This is a genomic window from Kitasatospora sp. NPDC057738 (assembly GCF_042798815.1).
In the GTDB taxonomy this organism is placed as follows: domain Bacteria; phylum Actinomycetota; class Actinomycetes; order Streptomycetales; family Streptomycetaceae; genus Kitasatospora; species Kitasatospora lactacystinica.
On the sequence record NZ_JBHVJT010000059.1, the window covers coordinates 38,205 to 61,334 of the forward strand.

A 23,130-nucleotide genomic window follows, 5' to 3' on the forward strand; every position below is an offset into this window, starting at 1 on the left:
CCGCCGCCGACCGGTGGGGCGGACGCCCGCCCGGGCCGCCCCGTCCCCGGTGGAGGGTCGGCCCGCCGCAACCGCGACGGCGCGCCTCAGCCCAGCGCCCTCGGCAGCACCACGCGCACCCACTCCTCCGGCTGCGAGAGGTGCGGCGCGTGCCCGGCGCCCGCGTACAGGTGGCGTTCCGGCTGGGGCAGGGCGAGGTCGATCAGGTCCAGCACCTCGCCGAACATCGGGGCGCTGTCGTCGCTCTGGGTGAGCAGCGCGGGCTCGCCGAACCGGGACAGCCCGGTGAGGTCGAGGTCGAGCGCGTCCGGGTCGCGCAGCTCGTCGAGGTAGGTGGGCGCGTTGCGGATGTAGGTGTGCCGGACCGGCGCGGGCAGTTGCTCCCAGGCGCCGGGGCCGAGGGCGAGGCTGTCCACGTACAGTTCGGCGGCGGCGGCCGACTCCGCCTGCTCCAGCAGCTCCCGGACGGCGGCGATCCGGTCGGCGAAGGCGGTGCCGATCGGGCGCAGGTCCGGGTCGGCGAGCAGGATTCCGGTCCCCGGCGGCTCGTGCACGGCGATCCCGCGCAGCAGGTCGGGCCGGGCGGCGGCGAGGCGGAGGGTGACCAGTGCCCCGTAGGAGTCGCCGTAGGCGAAGGCGGGCGCCAGGCCCAGCCCCTGGATCAGCCCGGCCAGGTCGGCCGCGTCCTCGTGCACCGAACCCTGGGTGAGCGGGTCCTCGCTGCGACTGTGCCCCCGGCGGTCGTAGGCGACCGCGGTGGTGGACTCGGCCAGGCCCGGCAGCACCCGCGCCCAGGAGTCCGCATCGCTCCAGGAACCGTGCACCAGGACGACGCCGGGGCCCTCACCACGGGCCTCGTAGTGCAGCGCCACCCCGTTCACCCTGATCTCGGCCATCACGAGTCTCCCGATCTCGGCGGTGCTCCCCCACCAGCGTGACACAACCGCCCGGAAGGCTCAGGTCCTCCGGTGGCGGGCCCGTCGAGGGCGGCCGGGCGGATCGCGCCGGCCCTCTCCGCGGGTGGTCGGGCGGATCGCGAGGGCCGCCTCCCCTGGTGATCGGGCGCCGCGCGGCCGTGCCGGACCGCCGGTCCCCGGCCACCGCGGTCGCCCGGCGCCCAGCCCCGCCCCGCCCTGCCCAAGGCGGTCACCCGGCGTCACCGGCCGCCCCGCCACCGCCCGTTGCGATGACGGTCCGTTACCGGTGTCCCGGGCGCGGTCCTCAGCTCAGCACCCGCACCGGCGGCTCGTCCCGGGTCCCGTCCTCCGCGACCACCGTGAACCGCTCCGGGCCCGACACCGACAGGTCCACCGGGTAGAGCGACGCGGTGTCGTTGACGTCCAGCACGGCGCTCTGCCGCCCGGTCGCCACCTCCACCCTGGTCACACGGCCCCGGGTCATCGCCCACACCGAGCCGCCGTCCACCACCAGGCCGGTCACCTGGTCGTCCAGCCCCGCCGTCCAGCGCCGGCCGCCGTCCGTGAGCGAGTACGCCAGCAGCCGGCCGGTGGCGGTCCGGCTCGGGTGCTTGCCGCCGCTGATGCCGATGTCGCCGGGCTTCTCCCCCGGCACGACGAACAGGTCCCCCACCACCACCCCGCCGAACAGCGGCCGGGCGGTGAACTCGTCGAAGGCGTGCAGCCCGCCCAGCATCACGTCCAGGTCGTACTCGTCCCCGGCGACCGGTATCGCCGCCCGCTGCCGGCCGGTCCGGTCGTAGCTGAGCACCGCGTGGGTGCCGCGCTCGGCCTGGGCGTCCACCCACACCGCGAGCGGGTCGACCGACACCACCGCGAGGTTCTTCAGCCCGCCCGTCGCGGGCAGCGCGATCCGCTGCTGCTCCCGGCCGTCCGCCGGGGCGAGCGAGCGCAGCACGGGAGCGGTGTCGCCGCACTGCGCGACCGTGACGGCGTCCCCGGGGCCGCCCGCGACCTGCAGCGGGGTGCAGCCGGGATCGGCCGCGCTGTGCCAGACGTCCCGGCCGTCCGCCAGCCGAACGGCGCGCCAGCCGGCCTTCTCCTGGAGCAGGGCCTGCTGCCCGGCCACCGCGACCACGTCCGGCGTCGCGTCGTCCCCGTCCCGGGCGGGCGCGTCCACGGTGGCGGTCCAGCCCTCCCGGCCGTCGGCGAGGTCGAGCGCGGTGACGGCGGAGCAGGGCCCGTCGTGCGGCGAGTGGCCGATCAGGCCGAGGGCGTCGCCGCGGGCCGTCCCGTCGGGCCCGGTGCCGCGGCTCATCGCGCACACCGTGTCCTGCCCGGGCGGGGACCAGCTCCAGGCGACGGCCCCGGTGGCGCTGCGGTAGGCCACCACCAGGTCCGGGCGGACCCGCACCACGAGGTCCCCGCTGGTCCAGCTGCCCACTGCACGGACCGTGGAGGGCCGGTCCAGCGGCGCCTTCCAGGAGTCGTTGAGCCCGTCCCCGGCGAAGCCGACGAAGATCGCGAGCCCCAGCAGTGCCCCGACCGCGGCCGAGGGGAAGCCGGCCCTCGGGTGGATCAGCGCCCAGACGAAGCCCGCACCGCAGGGCATCAGCCCGAGGATGCTGATGATCCCCATGTACGCGAGGCTCTCGCCGCCGAACCCGTTCGCCGGGCCGAACAGCACGGCGAGCCCCATGCTCGCGAACATCGCCCCCAGCACCCCGCCGGAGACCACCATCCAGGTCTCCTTGTCCCAGGCGAACCTGGCTCCCCACCTCGCCCGGACGACAGTGTCCTCGGGCCGAACGGCCATGCCGGTCTCTCCCCTGCGACGCGCCGCCCACCGCGTCGGGGCGACGATCATCGGATCGTCGCAGAGCGCGCCATGATCCGGAACAAAGAGCAGGGAAAACCCCGGCCATGACCCGCACATACCAGGCCCCGAGCGCCGGGACCGTGACGAATCCTCCCCCCGCGCGCCGGCTGCCGCCCGTCCGCGCCCCGTCCACCGGCGGCCCCGTCCGCCCCTGTCCGGCCGCCGTCGGATCGCCGTCCGCCCCCCGTCCGGCCCCTGTCCGACCGCCGTCCGACCGCCGTCCGACCGCCGGAAATCGATTGCCCGCCGCTGGGGCGCTGGCTAGCGTTGCCCGACATGACCGCGACACCCGCCATCCCCGACTGGCGCACCGCCAACCGTGCGAACTGGGACGAGCGCGTGCCCGTCCACGCCACCGGCCCGTTCTACGACCTTCCCGGCTTCGTCGCGGGCCGTGACACCCTCCAGGACTACGAGCCCGCCGAGGTCGGCGACGTCACCGGTCGCACGCTGCTCCACCTCCAGTGCCACCTCGGGCTCGACACCCTCTCCTGGGCCCGCCGCGGCGCCGTCGTCACCGGACTGGACTTCTCCGCCCCGGCCGTCGCGGCCGCCGCCGACCTCGCCGCCCGGATCGGCGCCGACGACGCCCGGTTCGTCACCTCCGACGTCTACGACGCCGCCGAGGCGCTCGACGGACGGACGTACGACATCGTCTACACCGGCTTCGGCGCGCTCTGCTGGCTCCCCGACCTCGCCCGCTGGGCCCGGACGGTCGCCGCGCTCCTCGCCCCCGGCGGCTTCCTCTACCTCGCCGAGCACCACCCGGTGGCCGACGTCCTCTCCGACGACGGGCGCAGCTTCGAGGAGGACTACTTCGAGCGCACCCCGATCCTCGTCGACCACCCCGGCACCTACGCCGACCCGGACGCCCGGCTCGACGCCACCGTCACCGTCCAGTGGCAGCACGGCCTCGGCGAGGTCGTCACCGCGCTGGCCGAGGCCGGCCTCCGTCTGGACTTCCTCCACGAGCACGCCCACGCCCACTTCCGCGTCCCCGCCGGCTCCCCCGCGCCGCAGTCCTACTCCCTGCGTGCCACCCGGCCCCGCTGACCCCTCCCGTGCCGCGCCCGGCTCTCCGGCCGGTTCCTCACCGGTTCTTCGCCCGGTTCTTCACCGGCTCTCCGCCCGGCCCGGCGGCCTGCCCACGGGCGCGCCCTGAACGGCCTCCCGGAACGGCCTCCCTGGCGGGCACATATTGGCCCCTCAGCCTCGGCCCGGTTCCCCGCCCGGCACCCAGTTGCCGTGCAGGCCCAGCGGTACCCGCACCGGCAGGTGGACACGGGCGAGGGGCTCGCCGGTGAAGTCCTGGGCGGCGAGGATCACCAGGTCCGCCGCGCCCCGGTCCGGGTCGTGGACGTAGGCCATCAGACAGCCGTCGTCCTCCGCCGTCGGCGACTCCGCGGGCACGAACACCGCCTCGCCCACCGCCCCGTCACGCCCGAAGTCGTGGACCTCGACGGTCCCCCGGCTCAGGTCGTGCTTGAGCAGGGCGTTGCGGAAACCCTCGTCCGGGCGGTCGCCCCCGGGGCCGGCCGCGGGCGCGTAGAGCTCGACGGCGGCCGCGTAGCCGTAGCGGTAAGGGCGCCCGGTGTGACGGGAGTTGACGCGCGGGAATTCCTGGACCCGGTCGTCCAGCCGCTCCTCCCGCACCGTCCCCGCCGCCAGGTCGATCGTCCAGCGGTCGAGCGTGGGCCGGCTCGCGCCGATGTCGCGCAGGTCGATGCCCGGCGGGTGCCGCACGACGTCGACCACCAGTGAATCCGCCGTCCGCTCGTACGCGTTGAGGGTGTGGCCGACCAGGTGCGGCGCGAGCTCGAACCACCGCACCGCGCCGCCCTCGCGCGGCATCACCCCGATCCGCGCGGCGCGCCGCTCGTCCCAGGTGAAGGGCACCCCGGTGGCCAGGTGCGCCACGCTGAACACCACCGGCGTGTCGTACAGCAGCACGAACCGCTCGGTGAGCGCGAAGTCGTGCATGTACGGGTTCCCGGGCACCTCGATCAACGTGCTGCGCCGGACGGCGCCGGCGGCGTCCATCACGATGTGCTGCACCTGGTCGGAGCCGTACCGGAAGGCCAGCGAGTGCAGTTCCCCGCTGTGCGGGTCGAGGATCGAGTGGGCGTTGGCGCTGAACCCCTCCGGCGTGGCGCCCAGTTCGCACGGCCCCACCGTGTCCAGCTCGTAGGTGAGTTCGTACGGGCGGATGCCGCCCTCGATCAGCGCGTAGGTGCGCCCGGCGAGGCCCGCGACCTGCACGTTGGGGGAGATGTCCAGCCGCTCGTCGACGGGCGTGCCGCGCCGGGGCTCGCCGAGCCGGTCGGCGACCGCACCGGAGCGGACCCAGCGGTTGCGGTACCACTCGGCGCGCCCGTCCCGGATCCGGACACCGTGCACCATGCCCGCGCCGAGGGTCCACAGGTGCGCGGCCGGATCCTCGATGCCCAGCGGATTGGGGCCGTTGCGCAGGTAGCGCCCGTCGAGGTGGGCCGGTATGCGGCCGGTGACGGGCAGGTCGTGGGCGGTGACCTCCTCGGTCACCGGGGCGAAGTTCCCGCACAGGAAGCGGTTGCGGCTCGTGCCGTCACGGTCCGGACCGTCGCTGCTCATGGTGTCGACCTCTCGTCAGGTGATGGGGTGGCGGCGGCGAAGGCCCGTCCCAGCGCGGCCATCAGCGCCTCGTAGCGCGCCCCGGCATCGGCCGGCGCGAAGTGGCCGGCGAGTTCCAGGCTCACCGCGCCGTGGGTGGCCGCCCAGAAGAGCTTGGACACCTCGTGGGCGTCGGCGGGCCGGAAGACCCCGGCCGCGATGCAGGCCTCCACCGCGGCCACCGAGGCACCGAACGCGCCGTCCGCGACGGCCAACGCCTCGGCGCCCGGCCGGAATCCGGGGACCGGCTGCTCGAACATCACCCGGTAGTAGGCGGGTTCGGCGATCGCCCGCTCCCGGTAGGCCCGGCCGAGCTCGGTCAGATGGGCCAATGGGTCGTCCCCGCGCGGGACTTGCTCCTGCGCCCGGCGCAGCCGCCCGAAGCCCTCCCGGTACAGCGCGTCCAGCAGCCCCTCCTTCCCGCCGAACATCGTGTACAGCACCTTGGTCGAGGAGCCGATCTCGGCGGCGATCCGGCGCACGGTCAGTGCGGCGGGGCCTTCGGCGACGAGGAGGGCGATGGCGCGGTCGAGGATCACGGCGCGCACGGCACCCTGGCCGACCCGCTGCGCGTCCTGGTAGGGCGTGCTCATGGGCAACAACGTAACCGACGGGAAACAGTGTTACCACCCTTTGCGCGCAACGGTTTTCGACACCCACCCGGCCCGACCGTCCAGCCGCCCCGACTAGACTGGCGCGCTCGAAAACCGAGGGGAGTCAGCGATGAGCGGTGCCACCCGCTGCGACCAGGTCGCGGCCGAGGCGGGCCTGGGTGAACGGCGGCGGCTGTACCGGACCAGCCGCCGGATCGGCGACGGAGTGGGCAAGTGGGGCCTGGGACTGCCCGGCATCCTCGTCATCGCCGCCTCCGGCTGGACCTGGTGGGGCGCCGTCCTCGCGGTCGCCGCCGTGACGGCGGCCGCCTGGGCCTACAAGAACGTGCCGCCGCGCTCCGGGCTGGTCGCCGTGGCGCGCTACGAGGGCGGCCTCGTCCTCCACCACGCCGGCGGCGACTTCCGCGCCCTGCCCTGGGACGCCATCGAGAGCCACGAGTACATACCCTCCCGGATGGAATTCCGCGGCAACCTGAGCATCGAGCACTTCGGCCGCGTCGTCATCCTGGCGCGCGGCCGCGAAACCCCCTTCGTGGTCTCGAAACTGGCGGGCCGTTACGAACCGGGGCTGGCCGAGGCCATCCGCGCGGGCCTGATGCCGCGCTACACCGCGCCGCTGCACGAGCGGTTCGAGGAAGAGGGGCACGTCGTATTCGGGACGGTGCTCGCCGTGCTGCCCGCGGGACTCCTCGTCGACCCCGGCAGCGACCACGGCACGGCCCCGCTGCCGTGGAGCGACCTCCAGGACGTCACCGCCGAGAACACGCGCGAGCTCCGGATCACGGCGCGCACCGAACCGAGCCCGGGCGGACGGGTCGTCACCCGCGTCCTCGCCGATGCGGACGTCGTCGCGGCGTTCCTCCGGGAGACCCGGGAGAAACTCCTGCCGGAGCAGCACGCCGAGTGACCGGGCCACCCGACCGGGTCGGCGTGACCGGGGCCGCGTGACCGGGGCCGCGGCCCCGCCCCGAGCGCACCGGTCGACTCGACGGCCGTCCGCCAGGGCGCGCCAACCCCGCGCCACGGTGCGACCGTTGACATGCGCCGGGCATCCGTCGCAGCACCGGCGGCACCGGGTCCGCGCGCCGTGCTGCGCCGACCGGGTCAACCTCGGCACCGGACTGTACGCGGACGCCCGGTCGGCTCGTTCTGCTGTACATGCCTCCCCCGATCCCGATGCCACCGCCGCTGCCCGCACACAGCACCGCACGGAACGCCGCTCGGAGGTTCCCGTGGCCGTGATCGGCCGTGCGGCGGCCACCGTGGTCGCACTGGGCATCCTGCTCATCCCGGCGGCCGTCACGGCGGGCACCGACCTGCCGCCCGAGCTCGGCGCGGGCTGGTGGGAGGTGTCGGCCAACGCCGCCAACGTCCGGGTCGACCACTTCGGCGAGGAGACCGTCGTCGGGTTAGCCCGTTCGGGTGACCGGGTCGAGGTCGTGGACACCTGGACCTCACCGCTCGGCGCCCGCTGGGCGAAGGTCATGGTGGTGCGCACCCGGGTCTCCGGCTGGGTCCTGTGGTCCCTCCTCGCGCACCGGGCCCCGTCCTCGGAACCGTAGAATCCGCCTGTACACATCAGGAGGGATTTCGCGTGTTCCGAGCGCAGCGTCCGCGCACCGCAGAGCTGACCGCACGACAGGGAGAGGGGCCGGTCGACGGCGTCGCCCTGCTGCTGCCGGGCGGATTCCTCCGCAGTCGGCGAGCACCGCTGAAGGTCGCCGAGCTGGGCCTGCGGGACCTGGCCGCCGAGCTCACCGACCGCGGCCGGCCGCACGGCCTCGCGGTGCACATGCTGCGCTACCGCCACGGCGGCTGGAACGGCGCGGACGCCGACACCGCCGTCGACACCCTGTGGGCGCTCGACGAGCTGGCCCGGCTGTACCCGGGCGCACCCGTCGTCCTGATCGGCAACTCGCTGGGCGGGCGCGCCGCCTTCTGGTGCGCCGGGCACCCGTCCGTGGTCGGCGTTGCCGGGATCGCGCCGTGGCTGCCCAGCGGCGACCCGGTCGACCAGCTGGCCGGGCGGCGGGTGCTGATCGTCCACGGCACCGGGGACCACAGCTCGGCCAGTGCCACCCAGTCCCTGGAGTACGCGCTGCGCGCCCGCCGGGTCGTCCCGGACCTCGCGCGGTACGAGGCCCCGGGCGCCAACCACCTGCTGATCCGCGAGTCCCGCGACATCAGCGCGCTGACCACCGCGTTCACCCTCGCCGCCCTGGGCGCCGAGCCCGCCCCGCTGATGACGGGAGCGGTCTGCACCCGGCTCCCGGCCCGGGTCTAGGCCCGGCCCCGGCCCCAGGCCCCGGCCCCGCCGCACCCCGCGCCGTCCCGCGCCGTCCCGCGCCCCGGGCCTCCCCTGCCGATCGACAGGGGAGGCCCGGTCGCTTTCCGGCGGGATTCCTGCCGATCGGCACATGCGCGAACGGGGTTCCGGCGATCAGTCTTGGAGTCACCGCGACGGCGGCCGCCCGGGCCGCCGCGGAAGGGAGCCTCCACCGTGTTCCACGACCACGATCTCCACCTCCGCACCCACCGGATGCAACTGAACGGCAGTCAGCTCCGTGTTCTCCGGGGCGGATCACTCCGCCCCTCACCCGTCCTCACGGCACCGGAGAACTCATGCCCGCCACCAAGCCCGCCGCCCTCGCGCTCGGCCTCGCCGCCCTGCTCCTCACGGCCGTGCCTGCCGCACCCGCCCTCGGCCAGGCGCCGCCCGGCGGTCCCGATCCGGTCGTCCTCGACGCCGCGATCGCCGCCCGGCCGGGAGACCCTGCGGCGGGCGTGATCGCCCGGGTGACGGTCGACGGCCGGGCCTGGCGCGGCAGTGCCGGCGATCCGGTGAGCGGGCGGCCGGTGGCGTCGAACGCCTCGTTCCGGATCGGCAGCATCAACAAGACCTTCGTCGCCGCGGCGGTGCTCCAGCTCGCCGCCGAACAGCGGATCTCCCTGGACGGCACCGTCCAGCAGTACCTGCCCGGCACGCTGCCCGCCGACTTCACCCTGCCGATCACCGTCCGTCAACTCCTCGACCACACCAGCGGACTGCCACAGGCCGTCGAGGGTCCGAACACCCAGGATCCCGACGAACTGATAGCGCGCCGCTTCGGGCTGGAGACGCTCGACCAGGTCGTCCAGAGGACGCTCCGCCCCGAGGACGGGCACGTGGTCACTCCGTCCTTCACCCCGGGCGCCGCCCAGGAGTACAACAACTTCAACTACCGGCTGGCGGGCCGGATCATCGAGCAGGCGACCGGGCACACGATCAGGGAGGAGGTGACGGCCCGCATCCTGAAGCCGCTCGGCCTGCGGCACACCGAGGTGCCGGAGGGCAGGCCCACGATGCCCGAGCCTCATCTGACCGGCTACTTCGCCGACAGGGCCGGCACTCCGATCGACGTCTCCGAGCAGGGCGGCAACTCGGAGTCGATGGTGTCCACCCCGGCCGACCTGGACGTCTTCCTGCGCGCCCTGCTGGACGGCGAACTCCTGCCGCCCCAGCAGCTGAACGACCTGCTCACCCTGCCGCGGGACGCCTCCGGCCGGCTGCTGCCCGTACGCGGAGCCGGCGAGTGCCGGTTCGGTCCGGACAAGGGACGGGCCTGCTACAGCGCCGGGCTGATGGCCATCCCCCTGCAGGACGGCACGGTGCTCTGGGGCAAGACCGGGCACGACCTCGGGTACTCCGACGGCTTCTTCACCACCCCGGACCTGCGCAGGAGGCTGGTCTACTCCGTCGGCACCGGGAACGGCGCCCCGGCACCGGCGCTCCGCCTCGCCGCCACGACCTTCGGCCCCTTCGCGCCCTGAGCCCGACCGGTTCGGCGCAGCCGCCGCCGGTCCTCCCCGCCGCCGACCGCCCGCCCGCGCGCCCACCACTGGAAGGAACCCGCATGATCACCGTCCCCGCCGGGCTCCACCGGACCACCGTCGACCGCGAGGGAGCCCCCGGCGCGGCCTGGATCGCCGAACTCCCCGGCCTCGCCGCCGAACTGCTGGATCGCTGGAACTGCGTGCCGGACGGCGCCGCCACCCACGGCGGCGTCGGCCTGATCCTCCCGGTCCGCCGGGCAGCCGGGCGCGCGGCCGTGCTGAAGGTGTCGTTCCCCCACCCGGGCAACGTGCACGAGCCGGACGCCTTCGCGGTGTGGGCGGGCCGGGGAGCCGTCCGGCTGTACGAACGGGACGACGAGCGCTTCGCCATGCTGCTCGAACGGGCGGGCCCGACGACGCTCGCGGAGGTCCGGGACGGCGACGAGGTGCTGACGGCCGCCGGGCGGCTCAGCCGCCGGCTCGCCGTCCCGGCACCACCGGGCCTGCCCCGGTTGAGCGAGCGGGCCGAGGAATGGGAGGCCCGGCTGCGCATCGACGCGGCCTCCCTGCCCCACGACCTGTCGGCCCGCGCGGTGGACGCCGTCCTCGCGACCGTCCGCGACCTCGCCCGCGTCCAGCCGGAGGTGCTCGTCCACGGCGACCTCCACCCCCGCAACATCCTGCGGGCCGAGCGCGAACCCTGGCTGGCCGTGGACCCCAAGGGCTGCGTGGGAGACCGGGCCCACGACGCCGGCACCCTGGTCGACGCGACGAGCCTGCTCAACGCGACGGACGTGCGCCGCGCCGTCCTCCACGCGCTCGACGTCTTCTCCGAGGCCGCCGGGCTGGACCGAGAACGCACCCGCCGCTGGGCCCAACTCCACGCCGTCCAGGCCGCCTTCCGGGGCCGACGGCACGGGTTCCGGCGTGTCCGGGGAGGCCCTGAGCTCGCCCGGCTCACCCGGTACGCGGACGGCCTCGCCGAAGCACTCACCCCCGTGTGACCGCATCCACCCGACCGCCCCCGCCCGACCGCTTCCACCCGGCGCACCCGCCGGGTCCGCGCCGCCGCTCGATCACCGGATCCATCACCGGACCGGGCCGCCGCGCCACCGCGCCACCGAAATCGTGTTGGCGGCCGGCAGCCCGTGCTGCCTATGGTCGGGGGATGACCACTCGAACCTTCCGCATCATGGTGCGCGGCGTCTTCGACGGCCTCACCGACGAACAGCGCGCCGAACTGCTCGCCGCCGCACCCGCGCACGACGTGCTGCACGCCGCCTTCACCCGCGAGGGCCACCTCAGCTACGACCTCTCCGCACGGGCCGCCTTCACCTTCCGCTTCCTCGACGAGGGCGAGGCCGAGGAGGACATCCTGGAGGCCACCGAGCGGGCCGAGCAGTCGGCGCGGGACTGGCTGACCGAACGCGGCTACGGCTGCAAGAACCTCCGCTCCCAGGCCGAGGACCTCTCCCAGGCGCCGCTCGGCAAGCGTCAGCGCCGCGCCGCCGCCACCGGTCGCTGAGCCGACCCCTCCCCCTCCGCCACCTCCTTGACGGCTTCCTCCCGGGATATACTTGAGCAGTCAAGGAGGTGGCAATGACAGACCAGCCGGTCCAGCCCGAGCAGCCCGACCGATCGAAGCAGGTGGGACCCGTGCAGCAGACCGCGACCGCACCGGCCACGCCGGACCCGAGCCCCGACCCGTTGGACACCGCCCTGCGGCTGGTCCGCGCCCAGACGGCCGTGGTCAAGCGCTTCGACGCGAGCCTCAGCGGCCTGCACGGCGTCAGCCTGGCCGACTTCACGATGCTGCTCCACCTCTCCCAGGCCCCCGGCGGCCGGATGCGCCGGGTCGACCTCGCCGAAGCCCTCGGGCTCACCGCCTCCGGTGTGACCCGCGGCCTCGCACCGCTGGAGCGGATCGGCCTGGTCGCCCGCGAGGCCGCCGCCCGCGACGCCCGGGTCGCCTACGCCGCCCTCACCCCGACCGGCCGTGAGCGTCTCGCCGAGATGCTGCACACCGCCCGCCAGGTCGCCGCCGACCACTTCGCGACCGAGCAGTGGAGCCCCGAGGACCTCGGCCGGCTGTCCACCCTGCTCACCCGCCTCGGCGGAACCGCCCCCGGCCAGCGCCTCACCTGATCCGCCCGCACCGCGCACCCACCACCCGCCCACCCTGCCCGCACACACCGCCACCGCCCCCGCCAGTCCCGCCGTCGGACCCCACCTCCTAGGCTGGCCCCGCACGACCCGTACCGCCCGCACCACCCGAACCGACAGCACCGACAGCACCGACAGCACCGCGCGCACCGCACCACCCCGGGAAGGACAGCACCATGACCGACACCCCCGGCACCGGGCCCGGCCCGGAAAGCGCCCTCGCCGACGCCCAACGCGCGCACTGGCAGCAGACCTACGCCGCCAACCCGGGGATGTACGGCGAGCGGCCCTCGGCCCCCGCCGAGTACGCCGCCGAGGTGTTCGCCGCCGCCGGAGCCCGGGACGTACTGGAACTCGGCGCCGGCCACGGGCGCGACACGCTGCACCTCGCCCGTGCGGGCTTCCGCGTGCTGGCCGCCGACTTCAGCCCGACCGCCCTGCACCAGCTGCGCACCGCCGCCACGGACCAGGAACTGGCCGACCGGCTCTCGGTCCTCACCCATGACGTCCGCGACCCGCTGCCCCTTCCCGACGCCTCCGTCGACGCGGTCTTCGCCCACATGCTGCTCTGCATGGCGCTCTCCACCGAGGAGATGAAGGCGCTCGTCGCCGAGGTCCGCCGGGTCCTGCGACCGGGCGGCACCTTCGTCTACACCGTCCGCCACACCGGCGACGCCCACTACGGCGCCGGCACCGGCCACGGGGACGACATCTGGGAGCACGGCGGCTTCGCCGTCCACTTCTTCCCCCGCGTGCTGGTGGACGCGCTCGCCGAAGGCTGGCGCCTGACCGACGTCCATCCCTTCGAGGAGGGCGAACTGCCCCGCCGCCTCTGGCGCATCACCCAGGAGACCCCGCGATGACCGCACCCGACGCCGCCGCCCCCGACGCCGCCAAGGCCGGCACCCCCGACGCCGCCACCCCCGGCACCACCGCCCCCGACCTCACCGTCGACGGCACCGGCCTGCTCTGCGTCCAGCTGCTGCTCCGGCTGCGCGCGCAGATCGCGCACCTCCCGGCCGGCGCCGTGGTCCACATCCACACCACCGACCCCGCCGCCCCGCTCGACCTCCCCGCCTGGTGCCATCTGACCGGCCACGCCTACCTCGGCCAGGTCCCGTACGAGGCCACCGACCGCGAGGTGTACGCGCTGCGGCTCACCTCCGCCCCGGTCCGCACCCGCCCCGACCGCCCCTGGCACCCGGCACCCGCCACCGACTGACCGGCCCCGCCCTCCGCTCGCCCCACGCCGCCGCTCGCGCCGTCCCGCCGGACGCCCACCCCGCCCGACCACCCCGCCCGACCGCGTCGCCCGGAAACCCCGCGCATCCACCCCCACCGCCGGGACAGACTGCGTCCATGCCCGCAGCCGATGCCACGCCCGCACCCCCGCCCGCGCCCCCGCACTCACCCACACCCCCCACCACCAACCACCTCCTCGGCCACCCGCCCGACGCCCGCCTCCTGCTGCTCAACTGCGACGACCTCGGCCTGGACGAGTCCGTCAACCTCGCCGTGGTCGACGCCGTCCGGAACGGCATCGCCGCCTCCTGCAGCCTGATGACGCCCTGCGCCGCCGCGCCGCACGCGCTCCGGCTGCTGCGCCGGCACCCTGAGGTCCCCTTCGGCGTCCACCTCACGCTGGTCTGCGAGTCCGCGGACCGCCGCTGGGGTCCGCTCGCCGCCCGCGACCGGGTGCCCTCCCTCCTCGACGACTCCGGAGGGTTCTTCGCCCCCACCCCCGCCGGACGCGCCGCACTGCTCGCCCGGGCCCGACTCGACGACGTCGAGCGCGAGTTCCGCGCCCAGATCGACGCGGTCGCGGCGGCCGGCCTCGCCCCGACCCACCTCGACTTCCACTGCCTGGCCGACGGCGGCCGCGAGGACGTCCTCGACCTCACCCTCGCCCTCGGCGCCGAGTACGGCCTGGCGGTCCGGGTCTGGCTGCCGCCCGCACTCGCCCGGCTGCGCGCGCAGGGCCTGCCGGTGGTGGACCACGGCTTCCTCGACAGCTTCACCGTCCCCCTGGAGGACAAGCCCGCCCACTACGCCCGCCTGCTCGCCGCGCTCCCCCCGGGCCTCACCGAGTGGGCCCTGCACCCCGGCACGGCCGGCCCGAGGACGGACCCGAAGGGAGATCCGAACCATCACGGCCCGAACCGTCACGGCCCGAACCGCCCCGCCCCGGACGACGGTTGGCGCGTCCGGCGCACCGACCACGCGTTCCTCGTCTCCCCCGAGGCCCGCCGACTGCTCACCGAGCTCGGCATCACCGTCCTCGGCTACCGCACGCTCCAGGAGGCCTGGCAGCGGGCCCGAGGACGGCTCGCGGCCGAGGCCCCCGGGCCGCCCGGTGTGCCACGATGAGGAGGTACGAACGATCCAGCGCCACAGGGAGGTTGACCGCCGTGGACCCGATCATCAGCTGCCGCTGGCAGGACCCGAACGGCGAGTGGGCCCTGACCGTCGGCCACAACGGCGACGACTGGGAACTGCTCGCCTCCGCCCCCGCCTGGTCGGAGTCGATCCCCTTCTCGAACCCGGACGAGGTCCGCCGGCTCGCCCAGGCGCTGCTGGACCTGCCCGCCGACCCCGAGCCGTACGAGTTCGAATGGCAGCTCTCCCGCGCCGGTTCGGCCCCGGCCGAGGGCAAGCAGCAGCCGCACTTCGCGACCTTCGCCGTCGGCCTCGACCCCACCGACGACCACCGCCCCTACCTCGCCTACCAGTCCTACTACGACCTGGGCCGGGCGACCGGAATCGGCCTGGAGGTGATCTGCGAGGACCCGCCGGTCGACCACCTCCGCGCCCAGGCCCACGCCTTCCTCACCACCTTCCCCGGCCCCGCCCGCCGATAGCCCCACCCCACCCTCCGGCACCCCCAGCCGCACCCGCACCCCCGTCACGCGCCCCCGACCCCCGCACCGGCTCACGCCACGGCGCGCACCGCCCAGTTCACCTCTGCCGCCCAACTCTCCGGTGCGGCCCACCCGTTGACCACCGCCAGCAGCTCCAGGTACCGCTCCCGCCGCGGATCGGCCATCGCCCCCAGCCGCTCCGCCAAACGGTCACGCAGCGCCCCGGCATCTCCCGGCACCGCCCCCGCGCACCACCGCCCGTACCGCTCCACCAACTCCGCGACGACGGCCGCCGCCTCCACCGAGTCCGGCTCCACCCCGGCCGCGACCGCCGGTCCGGCCAACTCCCTTACTGCCACGGCCAGTCCGGGCCTCGGCAGATGCGCAGCGGCCCGCACCGCCACGACCACCCCCTCCGCCGCGTCCGCCGCTTCCGCCCCGGCCACCCCCTCCGCCGCGTCCGCCGCTTCCGCCTCGGCCGCCTCGGCCTCGGCGAGCCCGCGCAGCAGCGCCCGGAACCCGGTGTCCCCCGCCAGCCGCGCCAACTCCACCCAGGCCTCGACCTGTTCGACCGAGGGTTCCTCCGGCAGCTCCGGCGTCAACGAGCGCGCCACGGCGGCGAACCGCCCGCCCCTCCCGATCCCACCGTCCCCTGTCCCGTCGTCCCCGATCCTGCCGAACACCCCCGCCAGGAACTCCCCGATCAGGTGCCCCCGTTCGTCCTCCGTGAGCCGGGCCAACTGGTGCACGAGCGTCAACTCCTCAGGTGTCGACCCGAGCCTGGCCACCGTCCCGAGCACGGCCCGCCGCAGTCGCAGCACCCGGATCTGGACGTCGATCGCCTCCGCCTGCGCGGCGGCGACATCGGCCGGCGTCAGTTCGCGCTCCACCACCCGCCGGATCGCGGGCAGTCCGAGCCCGAGCTCCCGCAGGGTGCGGACCAGTTCCAGGCGGGCGACGGCGTCGGCACCGTACCGCCGGTGGCCGGCCGGGTTGCGGTCAGCCGGCGGCACGATCCCCTGGTTCGAGTAGAAGCGGACGGTCTTGACCGTCAGCCCCGTCCGTCGGGCCAGCTCACCGATGGTGTACGTCGTGTCGCCGTTCATGGCACCACCCTGCTACCTCCCCCCACGGGAGGTGCAAGCCCCCTCACCCGCGAGGCCCGCGAGGCCTGCGAGACCCGCGAGACCTCCGGGGCCCCTGGGACCGGTGGGGCCCGTCGGGCCCGCGCCGGTGCTCACCCTCCCGCCCGGAGATCCCGGAGCGCCCGGAGCGCCGGGGCGTCCGCCAGGCGGCGAACAGGACGCCCGCCGCGCCGATGACCGCCTGGAGCGCCCCCGCACCGGCCGTCAGGCAGATCAGGGTGCACACCGCCAGGATCGCCATCAGGGCGATCAGGTCGAGCGTCCGGCCGTCCGTCACGGCCCGGCGCACCCCGGGTCCCCGGGCACCGTTCCCCGAGCCGGCGGGTTCCCGCTGCGGCCGCTGAATCTCCGATGACACTGCGCGTCTCCCACGGTCCGGGAGGGCAGCCGCCGGGGAACGCGCCCAGCACGCAGAACAGCCGCATCGCGCCGCATGTCTCGTGGGGTTGCTTCCCCGGCTCCGCCGCGCGACGCGACGAAGCCTGCCCCCCAAAGATCATGCAGCCGAGCGGCTACACGAGAACCATGGAAACCGACGCCTGACGCGGTGTCAACCCGCCCCGGGCCGACGGCGGATCCCTGACGGAACGAGCCGCCGGTGTCGCCTCCCCACCTGGGGGAGGCGACACCGGAAGGGCCTCAGGCGGTGCGGCGCAGCAGCGCCAGGTACATCGCGTCGGTCCCGTGCAGGTGCGGCCACAGCTGCACGTCCGGCCCGTCGCCGAGCGCCGGGACGCCGGGCAGCAGCGGGCGCGCGTCGATCCACTCGACCCGGCCGTCCTCGGCCCGCAGCACGTCGTCCACGACCGCGCGGGTCTCCGCGAGGTGCGGCGAGCAGGTCGCGTAGCCGACCACGCCGCCGACCCGGGTGGCCTCGATCGCCGAGCGCAGCAGGTCCCGCTGGAGCGGGCCGAAGGCCGCGACGTCGGCCGGCCGGCGCCGCCAGCGCGCCTCAGGGCGGCGGCGCAGCGCGCCGAGGCCGGAGCACGGCACGTCGACCAGCACCCGGTCGAAGCCACCGGACCGCCAGGCCGGGCGCGTCCCGTCGGCCGCGATCACGGTGTACGGGCCGGGGTTGCCGGCCAGCGCCCGCGCCACCAGCCGGGCCCGGTGCGGCTGCTTCTCGCTCGCGACCAGGGCCGCGCCCCGCTCGGCGGCGAGCGCGCCGAGCAGCGCGGCCTTGCCGCCGGGGCCGGCGCAGCCGTCCAGCCAGAGCCGGTCCGGCCCCTCCAGCGGCGCCGCCGCCAGCGCCAGTGCGACCAGCTGGCTGCCTTCGTCCTGAACGCCCGCCCGGTTCTCCTGCACCGCCGCGATCGATCCCGGGTCGCCGCCCTCGGCGAGCCGCAGCGCGAACGGGGACCAGCGGCCCGGCTCGGCCTCCGGCAGCGCCTCGGCGAGCTCGCCGACGGTGGCCCGGCCGGGGCGGGCGACCAGGGTGACCTCGGGCCGCTCGTTGTCGGCCCGCAGCAGCTCCTCCATCGCGGTGCGCCCGGAGGCGTCCGGCTGCCAGCGGCCGAGCGAGTCCCAGAGCGCGGAGACGACCCAGCGCGGGTGCGAGTGGACGACGGCCAGGTGGTCCTCGGCGTCCTTGTCGTACGGCGGGGCGACCTTCTCGATCCAGGCGTCCAGGTCGTGGGCGCTGATCCGGCGGAGTACGGCGTTGACGAACTTGGCCTTGCCGTCGCCGAGCACCACCCGGGCCAGTTCGACGGTCGCCGAGACGGCCGCGTGGCTGGGGATGCGGGTGGTGAGCAGCTGGTGCGCGCCGAGCGAGAGCACGTCCAGCACCGGCGGGTCGACCTTGCCGAGCGGCCGGTCGATGCAGGCGGCGATGACCGCGTCGTAGGTGCCCTGCAGGCGCAGGGTGCCGTAGACCAGCTCGGTGGCGAGGGCGGCGTCGCGCCGGTCCATGCCCTTCTGCTCGGCCTCGCGGAGCAGTGAGGGCAGGATCAGGTTGGCGTACGCGTCCCGCTCGTCGACGGCGCGCAGGGCGCGGAACGCGACGATCCGGGCCGGGTCCTTCTTCGGGCGGCGGTGCGGGCGGGGGGCGCGGTTGGTGCTGGGGGTGGTCACAGGTGCCTCAAGGTGCTGCGGTGGTTATCGACGAACTCGGACGAACAACAGATTTGAACGAACAAGGGCGATCTCAATCGATCTCAAACGAACAGTAGCGCCAAACCGGAGCGTCAGCCCCCGAGGCGCTCCCCCTCCTCCAGCCGCGCGCCCCGGGCCCAGTCGGCGGCCCGCATCTCCTTCTTCCCCTGCGGACGCACCTCCCCCAGCTCCACGTCGTGGCTGCCGGTGCCGACCCGGACGCTGTTCTTGCCCGCCATCGCGACCTCGCCCGGCGCCAGCTCGGCGGAGTCCGGCAGCAGCCGGACCGGCCCGGTGACCTTCAGCCGCTCGCCCCGGAACTCCGTCCAGGCGCCCGGCGCCGGCGCGCAGCCGCGCACGACCCGGTCGATCCGCAGCGCGGGGTGGCTCCAGTCGATCCGCGCGTCCTCGACGGTGATCTTCGGCGCGAGCGTGACGCCCTCGGCCGGCTGCGGCACGGCGTGCAGGGAGCCGTCCTCGATGCCGTCCATGGTGGCCGCGAGCAGTCGCGCGCCGGAGTGCGAGAGCCGGGTGAGCAGCTCGCCGCTGGTGTCGGCCGGGCGGATCTCCTCGGTGATCACGCCGTAGACCGGGCCGGAGTCCAGGCCCTGCTCGATCAGGAAGGTGGAGGCGCCGGTGACCTCGTCGCCGGCCAGCACCGCGTGCTGGACCGGGGCCGCGCCGCGCCAGGCCGGCAGCAGCGAGAAGTGCAGGTTGACCCAGCCGTACTCGGGGATCTCCAGCGTGCCGGGGCGCAGCAGGGCGCCGTAGGCGACCACCGGGCAGCAGTCGGGCGCGAGTTCGGTGAGCCGGGCGACGAAGTCCGGGTCGCTCGGCTTCACCGGCTTGAGGACCTCGATCCCGGCCTCCTCGGCGCGCTGGGCGACGGGGCTGGCGACCAGCTTGCGTCCGCGCCCGGCCGGAGCGTCCGGGCGGGTGACCACCGCGACGACCTCGTGCCGGTCCGAAGCGAGCAGGGCGTCCAGGGCGGGAACGGCGACCTCGGGGGTGCCGGCGAAGACGAGTCGCATCAAGGGCCTTTCTGCAAAAAGAAGTTCGAGGAGCCGGCGGAACCCGACCGGAGTCGGCGGGGAGCCGGCGGACGTCGACCGAGCCCGGCCGACGTCAGCGGAGATCAGCCGGAACCGGCGGAAGTCAGCGGGCGGAACCGAAGGTGCTGTGCGGCGAGACCTTGACCACCGGAGCCGACCCGCCGTCCCAGTCCGCCTCCCGGATCGCCTTCAGCGCGGCCTTGCGCTGCTCGCGGTCGAGCCGGTCGATGAAGATGATGCCGTCCAGGTGGTCGGTCTCGTGCTGGATGCACCGGGCGAGCAGCTGAGTGCCCTCCAAAGTCACCGGATCGCCGTACATGTTGAAGCCCCTGGCCACCACGCCGTACGCGCGCTTGGTGTCGTAGCGCAGGCCGGGCAGCGACAGGCAGCCCTCGGGGCCGTCCTGCTCCTCCTCGCTCAGCGACAGGTCCGGGTTGATCAGGTGCCCGGTGACGCCGTCCACGTGGTACGTGAACACCCGCAGGGAGACGCCGAGTTGGGGCGCAGCGAGGCCGGCTCCGGGAGCGTCCAGCATGGTGTCGGTGAGGTCGTGGACCAGCTTGCGCAGTTCCTTGTCGAAGGTGGTCACCGGCTTCGCGGTGGACCGCAGAACGGGGTCTCCGAAGAGACGGATCGGCTGGATCGCCACGGGGTACGGGCTCCTGTCCGTAGGGGCGCGGGCTGCGGTCGGCCGCTGGTTCACCCGCCAGTCTATGCAACCCGTACGGCCGTCCGCCGGGGGCTTCCCCGGGGCCCGGATCGGCGGCCGGCACGGCCCGACTGTGCCCAGCCGCGTTACCCCGGCCCCCGCTTCGGCGTTGGTCAAGAGAGATTGACCGGGCCGGGCGCACGGGACACCGCGTGCCGGCCGAGCCGAACCGTACGGAAGGTGGCACGTAGGCCATGGCCGAGCAGATCAACCACGACGCACGGGCGCGGGCGAGCCTGCACCTGCTGGTGCGGGACATCGAGCGGGTGAGGCGGCAGGTCGACGCGCTGCGGACGCTCACCGCTCAACTGGGCAACGTCTACCGTCCGCGCCGACCGAGCACCTCGGCCGGCTTCGTGGTGTACGGGCGGGCGCCGGCGCCGACCGTGCGCCTGGCGCAGGAACTGCGGGAGAGCGTGGAGACCCTGGTGGCGGCGGCGGTCGAGTTCGACCGGGCGCTGGGCTTCTCCTGGGACTCGGTGGGCTCCGCCCTCGGGGTCACCAAGCAGGCCGTGCACCGGCGCTACGGCATGCGCCGCCCGACCAGCGAGCTCCTCGCCGCGAGCGGTGGCGTCCCGGGCCAGAGCCGCCCGGACCGCGTCGACGAGCTGCCCCCGGCCGTCGAGCGCACCGGTCTGGCCACGACCGTCCCGGCGGCCCGCCAGGGCGGCCTGGACCGCAGCAGCCTGGACCGCGGCGCCCTGGAGCGCAGCACGATGGACCGCAGCACGATGGACCGCACCGCGATCGAGCGGGCGACGATCGACCGCACCGCGATCGACCGCGGCCCGATGGAGCGCACCCCCGTCGACCGCGGCACGCCCGACCGCGGCACCCCCGCCGACCGCCCCCAGGCGGACCGACCCGGCATCCCGCTGCGCGGCTGACCGAGCCGCCGCAGCCGGGCCGTCCGGGGCGGGGTGGCCCACTCACCCCGCCCCACCCGCCCACCGGGCCCGAAGCCCACCGGACCACCACCCCCGACCCGACCAAGGCCCAAGCCCCGACCCCGACCCCGACCCCGACCCCGACCAAGGCCAAAGCCCCCAGACCCGACCAAGGCCCGGACCAGGCCCCCGAGCAGCGCCCCGGCCGACGCCGCTCAGCCGATGTCCGTCGGATCCACCCGCACCCGCACCGGCTCCGCCGTCCGCAGCGCGATCCGCGCGATCTGCGCCGCCTTGAGCGCCGCCGCCAGCGCCGCCCCCTGCCCGGGCGGCACCCGCAGCAGCGCGCGTTCCTGCTCCTCCCCCCGCAGCGCCGGTACCGGTACCGGCCCGAGCACGTCCGCCCCCTCGGGCAGCCGGATCAGGTTCAGCAGGTCCGTCACCGCCGAGGGGGTCCCGCTCACCGAGGCCATCCGGGAGACCGGCGGGAAGTGCAGCTGGGCCCGTTCGTCCCGTTCCAGCCCGGCGTGCCCCAGCGGGTCCCAGCGCACCAGCGCCTGTACCGGACGGGCCGAGGGCTCGGCCACCACGACCACCGTCCCGCCGTCCGTCGAGGGCCGCACCAGCGCGGCCGCCGCGAGCCAGAGCCGCAGCGTCTCCTCCCCCGCCCGCAGGTCGGGCCGGCCGAGCAGCGCCCAGCCGTCCAGCAGCAGCGCGGCCCCGTACCCGCCGCCGCCCTCCACGACCGGCTCCGCACCGGGTGTGGAGATCACCAGTGAGGGCTCGTCGGGCACGGTGGTGAGCACCGCTTCCCGGCCCGAGGTCCGCACTGGGAGGCGCGGGAACGCCTTGCCGAGTTCCTCCGCCGTCCGCCGGGCCCCGACCACCTGGGCCCGCAGCCGGAAGGACCCGCACTCGGGGCAGTGCCAGTCGTTCTCCGCCTCCCCGCACCAGCCGCAGCACAGCGGGGCGTCCGCCGAGGGCGCCTCCAGCGGCCCTTCGCAGCGCCGGCAGCGCGCGGGGGTCCGGCAGCGCCCGCAGGCCAGCCGGGGCACGTAGCCGCGCCGGGGCACCTGGATGAGCACCGGGTGCCCGGCGGCCAGCGACTCCCGGGCGGCCTCCCAGGCCACCGAGGGCAGCCGGGCGGCCTGGGCGGCGGCGTCCCGGTGCTGGTCCTGGTCGGTGACGGTCCGCACCCGGGGCGCGACCTGCCGCACCGTCTCCCGGTCCGCGACCAGCGGGCGCGCCCAGCCGGTGCTGACCAGCTGGGCGCCCTCCACCGTCACCGCGTGCCCGCCGAGCAGCACCGCCGCGCCCTCCTCGGCGGCGCGCAGCAGCGCCACCTCGCGCACGTGCGGGTGCGGGGCGCGCGGGTCGCTGTGGCTGCCGTCCCCGTCCGACCAGACGACGACCAGCCCGAGGTCCCGGACCGGCGCGAACATGGTGGCCCTGGTCCCGATCACCGCGTGCACCGAGCCGCGGCTCACCGCGAGCCAGCGCTTGTAGCGCTCGCGCGGGCCGAGGTCGGCCTCCAGCGCCACGTGCATCCCGGGGCCGAGCAGTTCGGTCAGGGCCTGGTCGACCCGGGCCACCGAGCGCCCCTCCGGGAGCACGACCAGCGCGCCGCGGCCGCCGGCGAGGGTCGCGGCCACCGCCCGGGCGATCTCGTACGGCCAGCCGGGGCCGGGCAGCGCCGCCCAGACCGCGCGCGGTGCGCCGCCCCCGGCGAGCGCGGCGAGGAAGTCGGGCCCGGCCGGGTAGCGCTGCCAGCCGCCGGGGGCCGGGGCGGCCGGGCGCGGCAGCGGCGGCGGCGAGGGCTCGGCCTCGGCCTTGGCGTGCCGGGGCGGGACGGCCAGCTGGAGCACGTCGGCCAGTGTCCCGGCGTACCGGTCGGCGACGGTCCGGCACAGCCGCAGCAGTTGCGGGGTGAGCACGGGCTCGGGCGAGAGCACCTGGGCCAGCGGGGCGAGCGGTCCGGCGAAGTCGCTCTTCTCCAGCCGGGCGACGATGAACCCGTCGTGCAGTTCGCCGCCCTCGCGCTGGCCCTTCACCACTCGGGCCCCGAAGCGCACCCGCACCCGTACTCCGGGCTGGGCCTCCTCGGCCATGGCGGCCGGCACCTCGTAGTCGAAGAGCTTGTCGATGGTGAGCACGCCCTTGTCCACCACGACCCGGGCCACCGGCAGGTGCTCGGCCCGCTTGGCCCCGTGCCAGGTGCGCGGCTTGGCCCGCTTGACCGTCTCCCGGATGAACGCCAGCTGCTCCGGCTCGGCGGCCCCGTTCTCCCCTGTGCTGCTCATCGCCACCAAGTACTACCAGGTCACACCGACAATGCACGAAGCGGCGCCCG

At 75.4% G+C, this 23,130-nt stretch carries 22 protein-coding genes; 13 read left to right on the forward strand and 9 right to left on the reverse strand.

All coding sequences use genetic code 11. The annotated features are described in order from the left end of the window. Positions 1-86: 86 nt before the first annotated feature. Together ACFVGO_RS28045 and ACFVGO_RS28050 are read right to left on the reverse strand one after the other, a co-directional pair. The gene (locus tag ACFVGO_RS28045; RefSeq protein ID WP_380634747.1) at positions 87-896 is read right to left on the reverse strand and encodes an alpha/beta fold hydrolase; all 810 of its coding nucleotides are present in this window, start codon (positions 894-896) and stop codon (positions 87-89) included. Positions 897-1,221: 325 nt separating this feature from the next. Then, a complete protein-coding gene (locus tag ACFVGO_RS28050; RefSeq protein WP_380634749.1) occupies positions 1,222-2,733 on the reverse strand; it encodes a PQQ-binding-like beta-propeller repeat protein in 1,512 nt (503 codons plus the stop codon). A gap of 339 nt (positions 2,734-3,072) precedes the next feature. On the opposite strand from ACFVGO_RS28050, the gene ACFVGO_RS28055 reads away from it, so the two are divergent. Then, complete coding sequence (locus ACFVGO_RS28055; protein ID WP_380353061.1) at positions 3,073-3,849, forward strand: class I SAM-dependent methyltransferase; 777 nt, start codon at positions 3,073-3,075, stop codon at positions 3,847-3,849. A gap of 153 nt (positions 3,850-4,002) precedes the next feature. Here the strand turns inward: ACFVGO_RS28055 and ACFVGO_RS28060 are convergent, their stop codons facing one another. Next, positions 4,003-5,406: a carotenoid oxygenase family protein gene (locus ACFVGO_RS28060; protein ID WP_380634752.1), complete on the reverse strand. Its 1,404-nt coding sequence runs from the start codon at positions 5,404-5,406 to the stop codon at positions 4,003-4,005. Continuing rightward, entirely contained in the window at positions 5,403-6,038 is a 636-nt protein-coding gene (locus ACFVGO_RS28065) for a TetR/AcrR family transcriptional regulator (protein ID WP_380634754.1), read from the reverse strand. The genes ACFVGO_RS28060 and ACFVGO_RS28065 overlap by 4 nt, the downstream gene beginning before the upstream one ends. 130 nt (positions 6,039-6,168) lie before the next feature. Here ACFVGO_RS28065 and ACFVGO_RS28070 point away from each other — a divergent pair, with 130 nt between their 5' ends. The 11 genes from ACFVGO_RS28070 to ACFVGO_RS28120 all read left to right on the forward strand — a co-directional run bounded on the left by ACFVGO_RS28070 (position 6,169) and on the right by ACFVGO_RS28120 (position 14,893). After that, positions 6,169-6,966, forward strand: coding sequence for a hypothetical protein (locus tag ACFVGO_RS28070; protein ID WP_380634756.1), 798 nt, complete (start codon positions 6,169-6,171; stop codon positions 6,964-6,966). 325 nt (positions 6,967-7,291) lie between these two features. Next, positions 7,292-7,621, forward strand: a complete 330-nt coding sequence (locus ACFVGO_RS28075) for a hypothetical protein (RefSeq protein WP_380634758.1) — start codon at positions 7,292-7,294, stop codon at positions 7,619-7,621. Positions 7,622-7,653: 32 nt separating this feature from the next. Next, positions 7,654-8,343, forward strand: a complete 690-nt coding sequence (locus ACFVGO_RS28080) for an alpha/beta hydrolase (RefSeq protein WP_380634760.1) — start codon at positions 7,654-7,656, stop codon at positions 8,341-8,343. Positions 8,344-8,681: 338 nt separating this feature from the next. Then, positions 8,682-9,869 carry a serine hydrolase domain-containing protein gene (locus ACFVGO_RS28085; RefSeq protein ID WP_380634762.1) on the forward strand — a complete coding sequence of 396 codons (1,188 nt, stop codon included), beginning with the start codon at positions 8,682-8,684 and terminating at the stop codon, positions 9,867-9,869. An 83-nt stretch (positions 9,870-9,952) separates the two neighbouring features. After that, entirely contained in the window at positions 9,953-10,876 is a 924-nt protein-coding gene (locus ACFVGO_RS28090; protein ID WP_380634764.1) for an aminoglycoside phosphotransferase family protein, read from the forward strand. A gap of 164 nt (positions 10,877-11,040) precedes the next feature. After that, complete coding sequence (locus tag ACFVGO_RS28095; RefSeq protein ID WP_359897398.1) at positions 11,041-11,397, forward strand: DUF6204 family protein; 357 nt, start codon at positions 11,041-11,043, stop codon at positions 11,395-11,397. Positions 11,398-11,471: 74 nt separating this feature from the next. Then, positions 11,472-12,017, forward strand: a complete 546-nt coding sequence (locus ACFVGO_RS28100) for a MarR family winged helix-turn-helix transcriptional regulator (RefSeq protein ID WP_380634766.1) — start codon at positions 11,472-11,474, stop codon at positions 12,015-12,017. 194 nt (positions 12,018-12,211) lie between these two features. After that, positions 12,212-12,898 carry a class I SAM-dependent methyltransferase gene (locus ACFVGO_RS28105; RefSeq protein ID WP_380634768.1) on the forward strand — a complete coding sequence of 229 codons (687 nt, stop codon included), beginning with the start codon at positions 12,212-12,214 and terminating at the stop codon, positions 12,896-12,898. Continuing rightward, on the forward strand, positions 12,895-13,257 hold the full coding sequence (locus ACFVGO_RS28110) for a sulfurtransferase TusA family protein (protein ID WP_380634770.1): 363 nt from the start codon (positions 12,895-12,897) through the stop codon (positions 13,255-13,257). Before ACFVGO_RS28105 ends, ACFVGO_RS28110 begins: the two co-directional genes overlap by 4 nt. 137 nt (positions 13,258-13,394) lie before the next feature. Next, a complete protein-coding gene (locus ACFVGO_RS28115; protein ID WP_380634772.1) occupies positions 13,395-14,402 on the forward strand; it encodes a polysaccharide deacetylase family protein in 1,008 nt (335 codons plus the stop codon). Positions 14,403-14,443: 41 nt separating this feature from the next. After that, entirely contained in the window at positions 14,444-14,893 is a 450-nt protein-coding gene (locus tag ACFVGO_RS28120; protein WP_359897480.1) for a hypothetical protein, read from the forward strand. A 71-nt stretch (positions 14,894-14,964) separates the two neighbouring features. On the opposite strand, the gene ACFVGO_RS28125 is transcribed toward ACFVGO_RS28120, so the two are convergent. From ACFVGO_RS28125 to def, 4 genes are all read right to left on the reverse strand, one after another. Next, on the reverse strand, positions 14,965-15,999 hold the full coding sequence (locus tag ACFVGO_RS28125; RefSeq protein WP_380634774.1) for a MerR family transcriptional regulator: 1,035 nt from the start codon (positions 15,997-15,999) through the stop codon (positions 14,965-14,967). 678 nt (positions 16,000-16,677) lie between these two features. Then, entirely contained in the window at positions 16,678-18,111 is a 1,434-nt protein-coding gene (locus tag ACFVGO_RS28130) for a transcription antitermination factor NusB (protein WP_359897409.1), read from the reverse strand. Positions 18,112-18,224: 113 nt separating this feature from the next. Beyond that, entirely contained in the window at positions 18,225-19,163 is a 939-nt protein-coding gene (fmt, locus tag ACFVGO_RS28135; protein WP_359897411.1) for a methionyl-tRNA formyltransferase, read from the reverse strand. 124 nt (positions 19,164-19,287) lie between these two features. Continuing rightward, positions 19,288-19,833 carry a peptide deformylase gene (def, locus tag ACFVGO_RS28140; protein WP_359897412.1) on the reverse strand — a complete coding sequence of 182 codons (546 nt, stop codon included), beginning with the start codon at positions 19,831-19,833 and terminating at the stop codon, positions 19,288-19,290. Between the two features lie 254 nt (positions 19,834-20,087). Here def and ACFVGO_RS28145 point away from each other — a divergent pair, with 254 nt between their 5' ends. Further along, positions 20,088-20,780 (forward strand): hypothetical protein, encoded by a 693-nt coding sequence (locus ACFVGO_RS28145; RefSeq protein ID WP_380353045.1) that lies wholly within the window; start codon positions 20,088-20,090, stop codon positions 20,778-20,780. Positions 20,781-20,995: 215 nt separating this feature from the next. Here the strand turns inward: ACFVGO_RS28145 and ACFVGO_RS28150 are convergent, their stop codons facing one another. After that, positions 20,996-23,080: a primosomal protein N' gene (locus ACFVGO_RS28150; RefSeq protein WP_359897414.1), complete on the reverse strand. Its 2,085-nt coding sequence runs from the start codon at positions 23,078-23,080 to the stop codon at positions 20,996-20,998. Positions 23,081-23,130 lie beyond the last annotated feature (50 nt).

Coding starts and splice junctions, on each gene's coding strand:
- ACFVGO_RS28045 (WP_380634747.1), bottom strand. CDS start 896: ATGGCCGAGATCAGGGTGAACGGGGTGGCGCTGCACTACGAGGCCCGT.
- ACFVGO_RS28050 (WP_380634749.1), bottom strand. CDS start 2,733: ATGGCCGTTCGGCCCGAGGACACTGTCGTCCGGGCGAGGTGGGGAGCC.
- ACFVGO_RS28055 (WP_380353061.1), top strand. CDS start 3,073: ATGACCGCGACACCCGCCATCCCCGACTGGCGCACCGCCAACCGTGCG.
- ACFVGO_RS28060 (WP_380634752.1), bottom strand. CDS start 5,406: ATGAGCAGCGACGGTCCGGACCGTGACGGCACGAGCCGCAACCGCTTC.
- ACFVGO_RS28065 (WP_380634754.1), bottom strand. CDS start 6,038: ATGAGCACGCCCTACCAGGACGCGCAGCGGGTCGGCCAGGGTGCCGTG.
- ACFVGO_RS28070 (WP_380634756.1), top strand. CDS start 6,169: ATGAGCGGTGCCACCCGCTGCGACCAGGTCGCGGCCGAGGCGGGCCTG.
- ACFVGO_RS28085 (WP_380634762.1), top strand. CDS start 8,682: ATGCCCGCCACCAAGCCCGCCGCCCTCGCGCTCGGCCTCGCCGCCCTG.
- ACFVGO_RS28090 (WP_380634764.1), top strand. CDS start 9,953: ATGATCACCGTCCCCGCCGGGCTCCACCGGACCACCGTCGACCGCGAG.
- ACFVGO_RS28095 (WP_359897398.1), top strand. CDS start 11,041: ATGACCACTCGAACCTTCCGCATCATGGTGCGCGGCGTCTTCGACGGC.
- ACFVGO_RS28100 (WP_380634766.1), top strand. CDS start 11,472: ATGACAGACCAGCCGGTCCAGCCCGAGCAGCCCGACCGATCGAAGCAG.
- ACFVGO_RS28105 (WP_380634768.1), top strand. CDS start 12,212: ATGACCGACACCCCCGGCACCGGGCCCGGCCCGGAAAGCGCCCTCGCC.
- ACFVGO_RS28110 (WP_380634770.1), top strand. CDS start 12,895: ATGACCGCACCCGACGCCGCCGCCCCCGACGCCGCCAAGGCCGGCACC.
- ACFVGO_RS28115 (WP_380634772.1), top strand. CDS start 13,395: ATGCCCGCAGCCGATGCCACGCCCGCACCCCCGCCCGCGCCCCCGCAC.
- ACFVGO_RS28125 (WP_380634774.1), bottom strand. CDS start 15,999: ATGAACGGCGACACGACGTACACCATCGGTGAGCTGGCCCGACGGACG.
- fmt (WP_359897411.1), bottom strand. CDS start 19,163: ATGCGACTCGTCTTCGCCGGCACCCCCGAGGTCGCCGTTCCCGCCCTG.
- ACFVGO_RS28145 (WP_380353045.1), top strand. CDS start 20,088: ATGGCCGAGCAGATCAACCACGACGCACGGGCGCGGGCGAGCCTGCAC.
- ACFVGO_RS28150 (WP_359897414.1), bottom strand. CDS start 23,080: ATGAGCAGCACAGGGGAGAACGGGGCCGCCGAGCCGGAGCAGCTGGCG.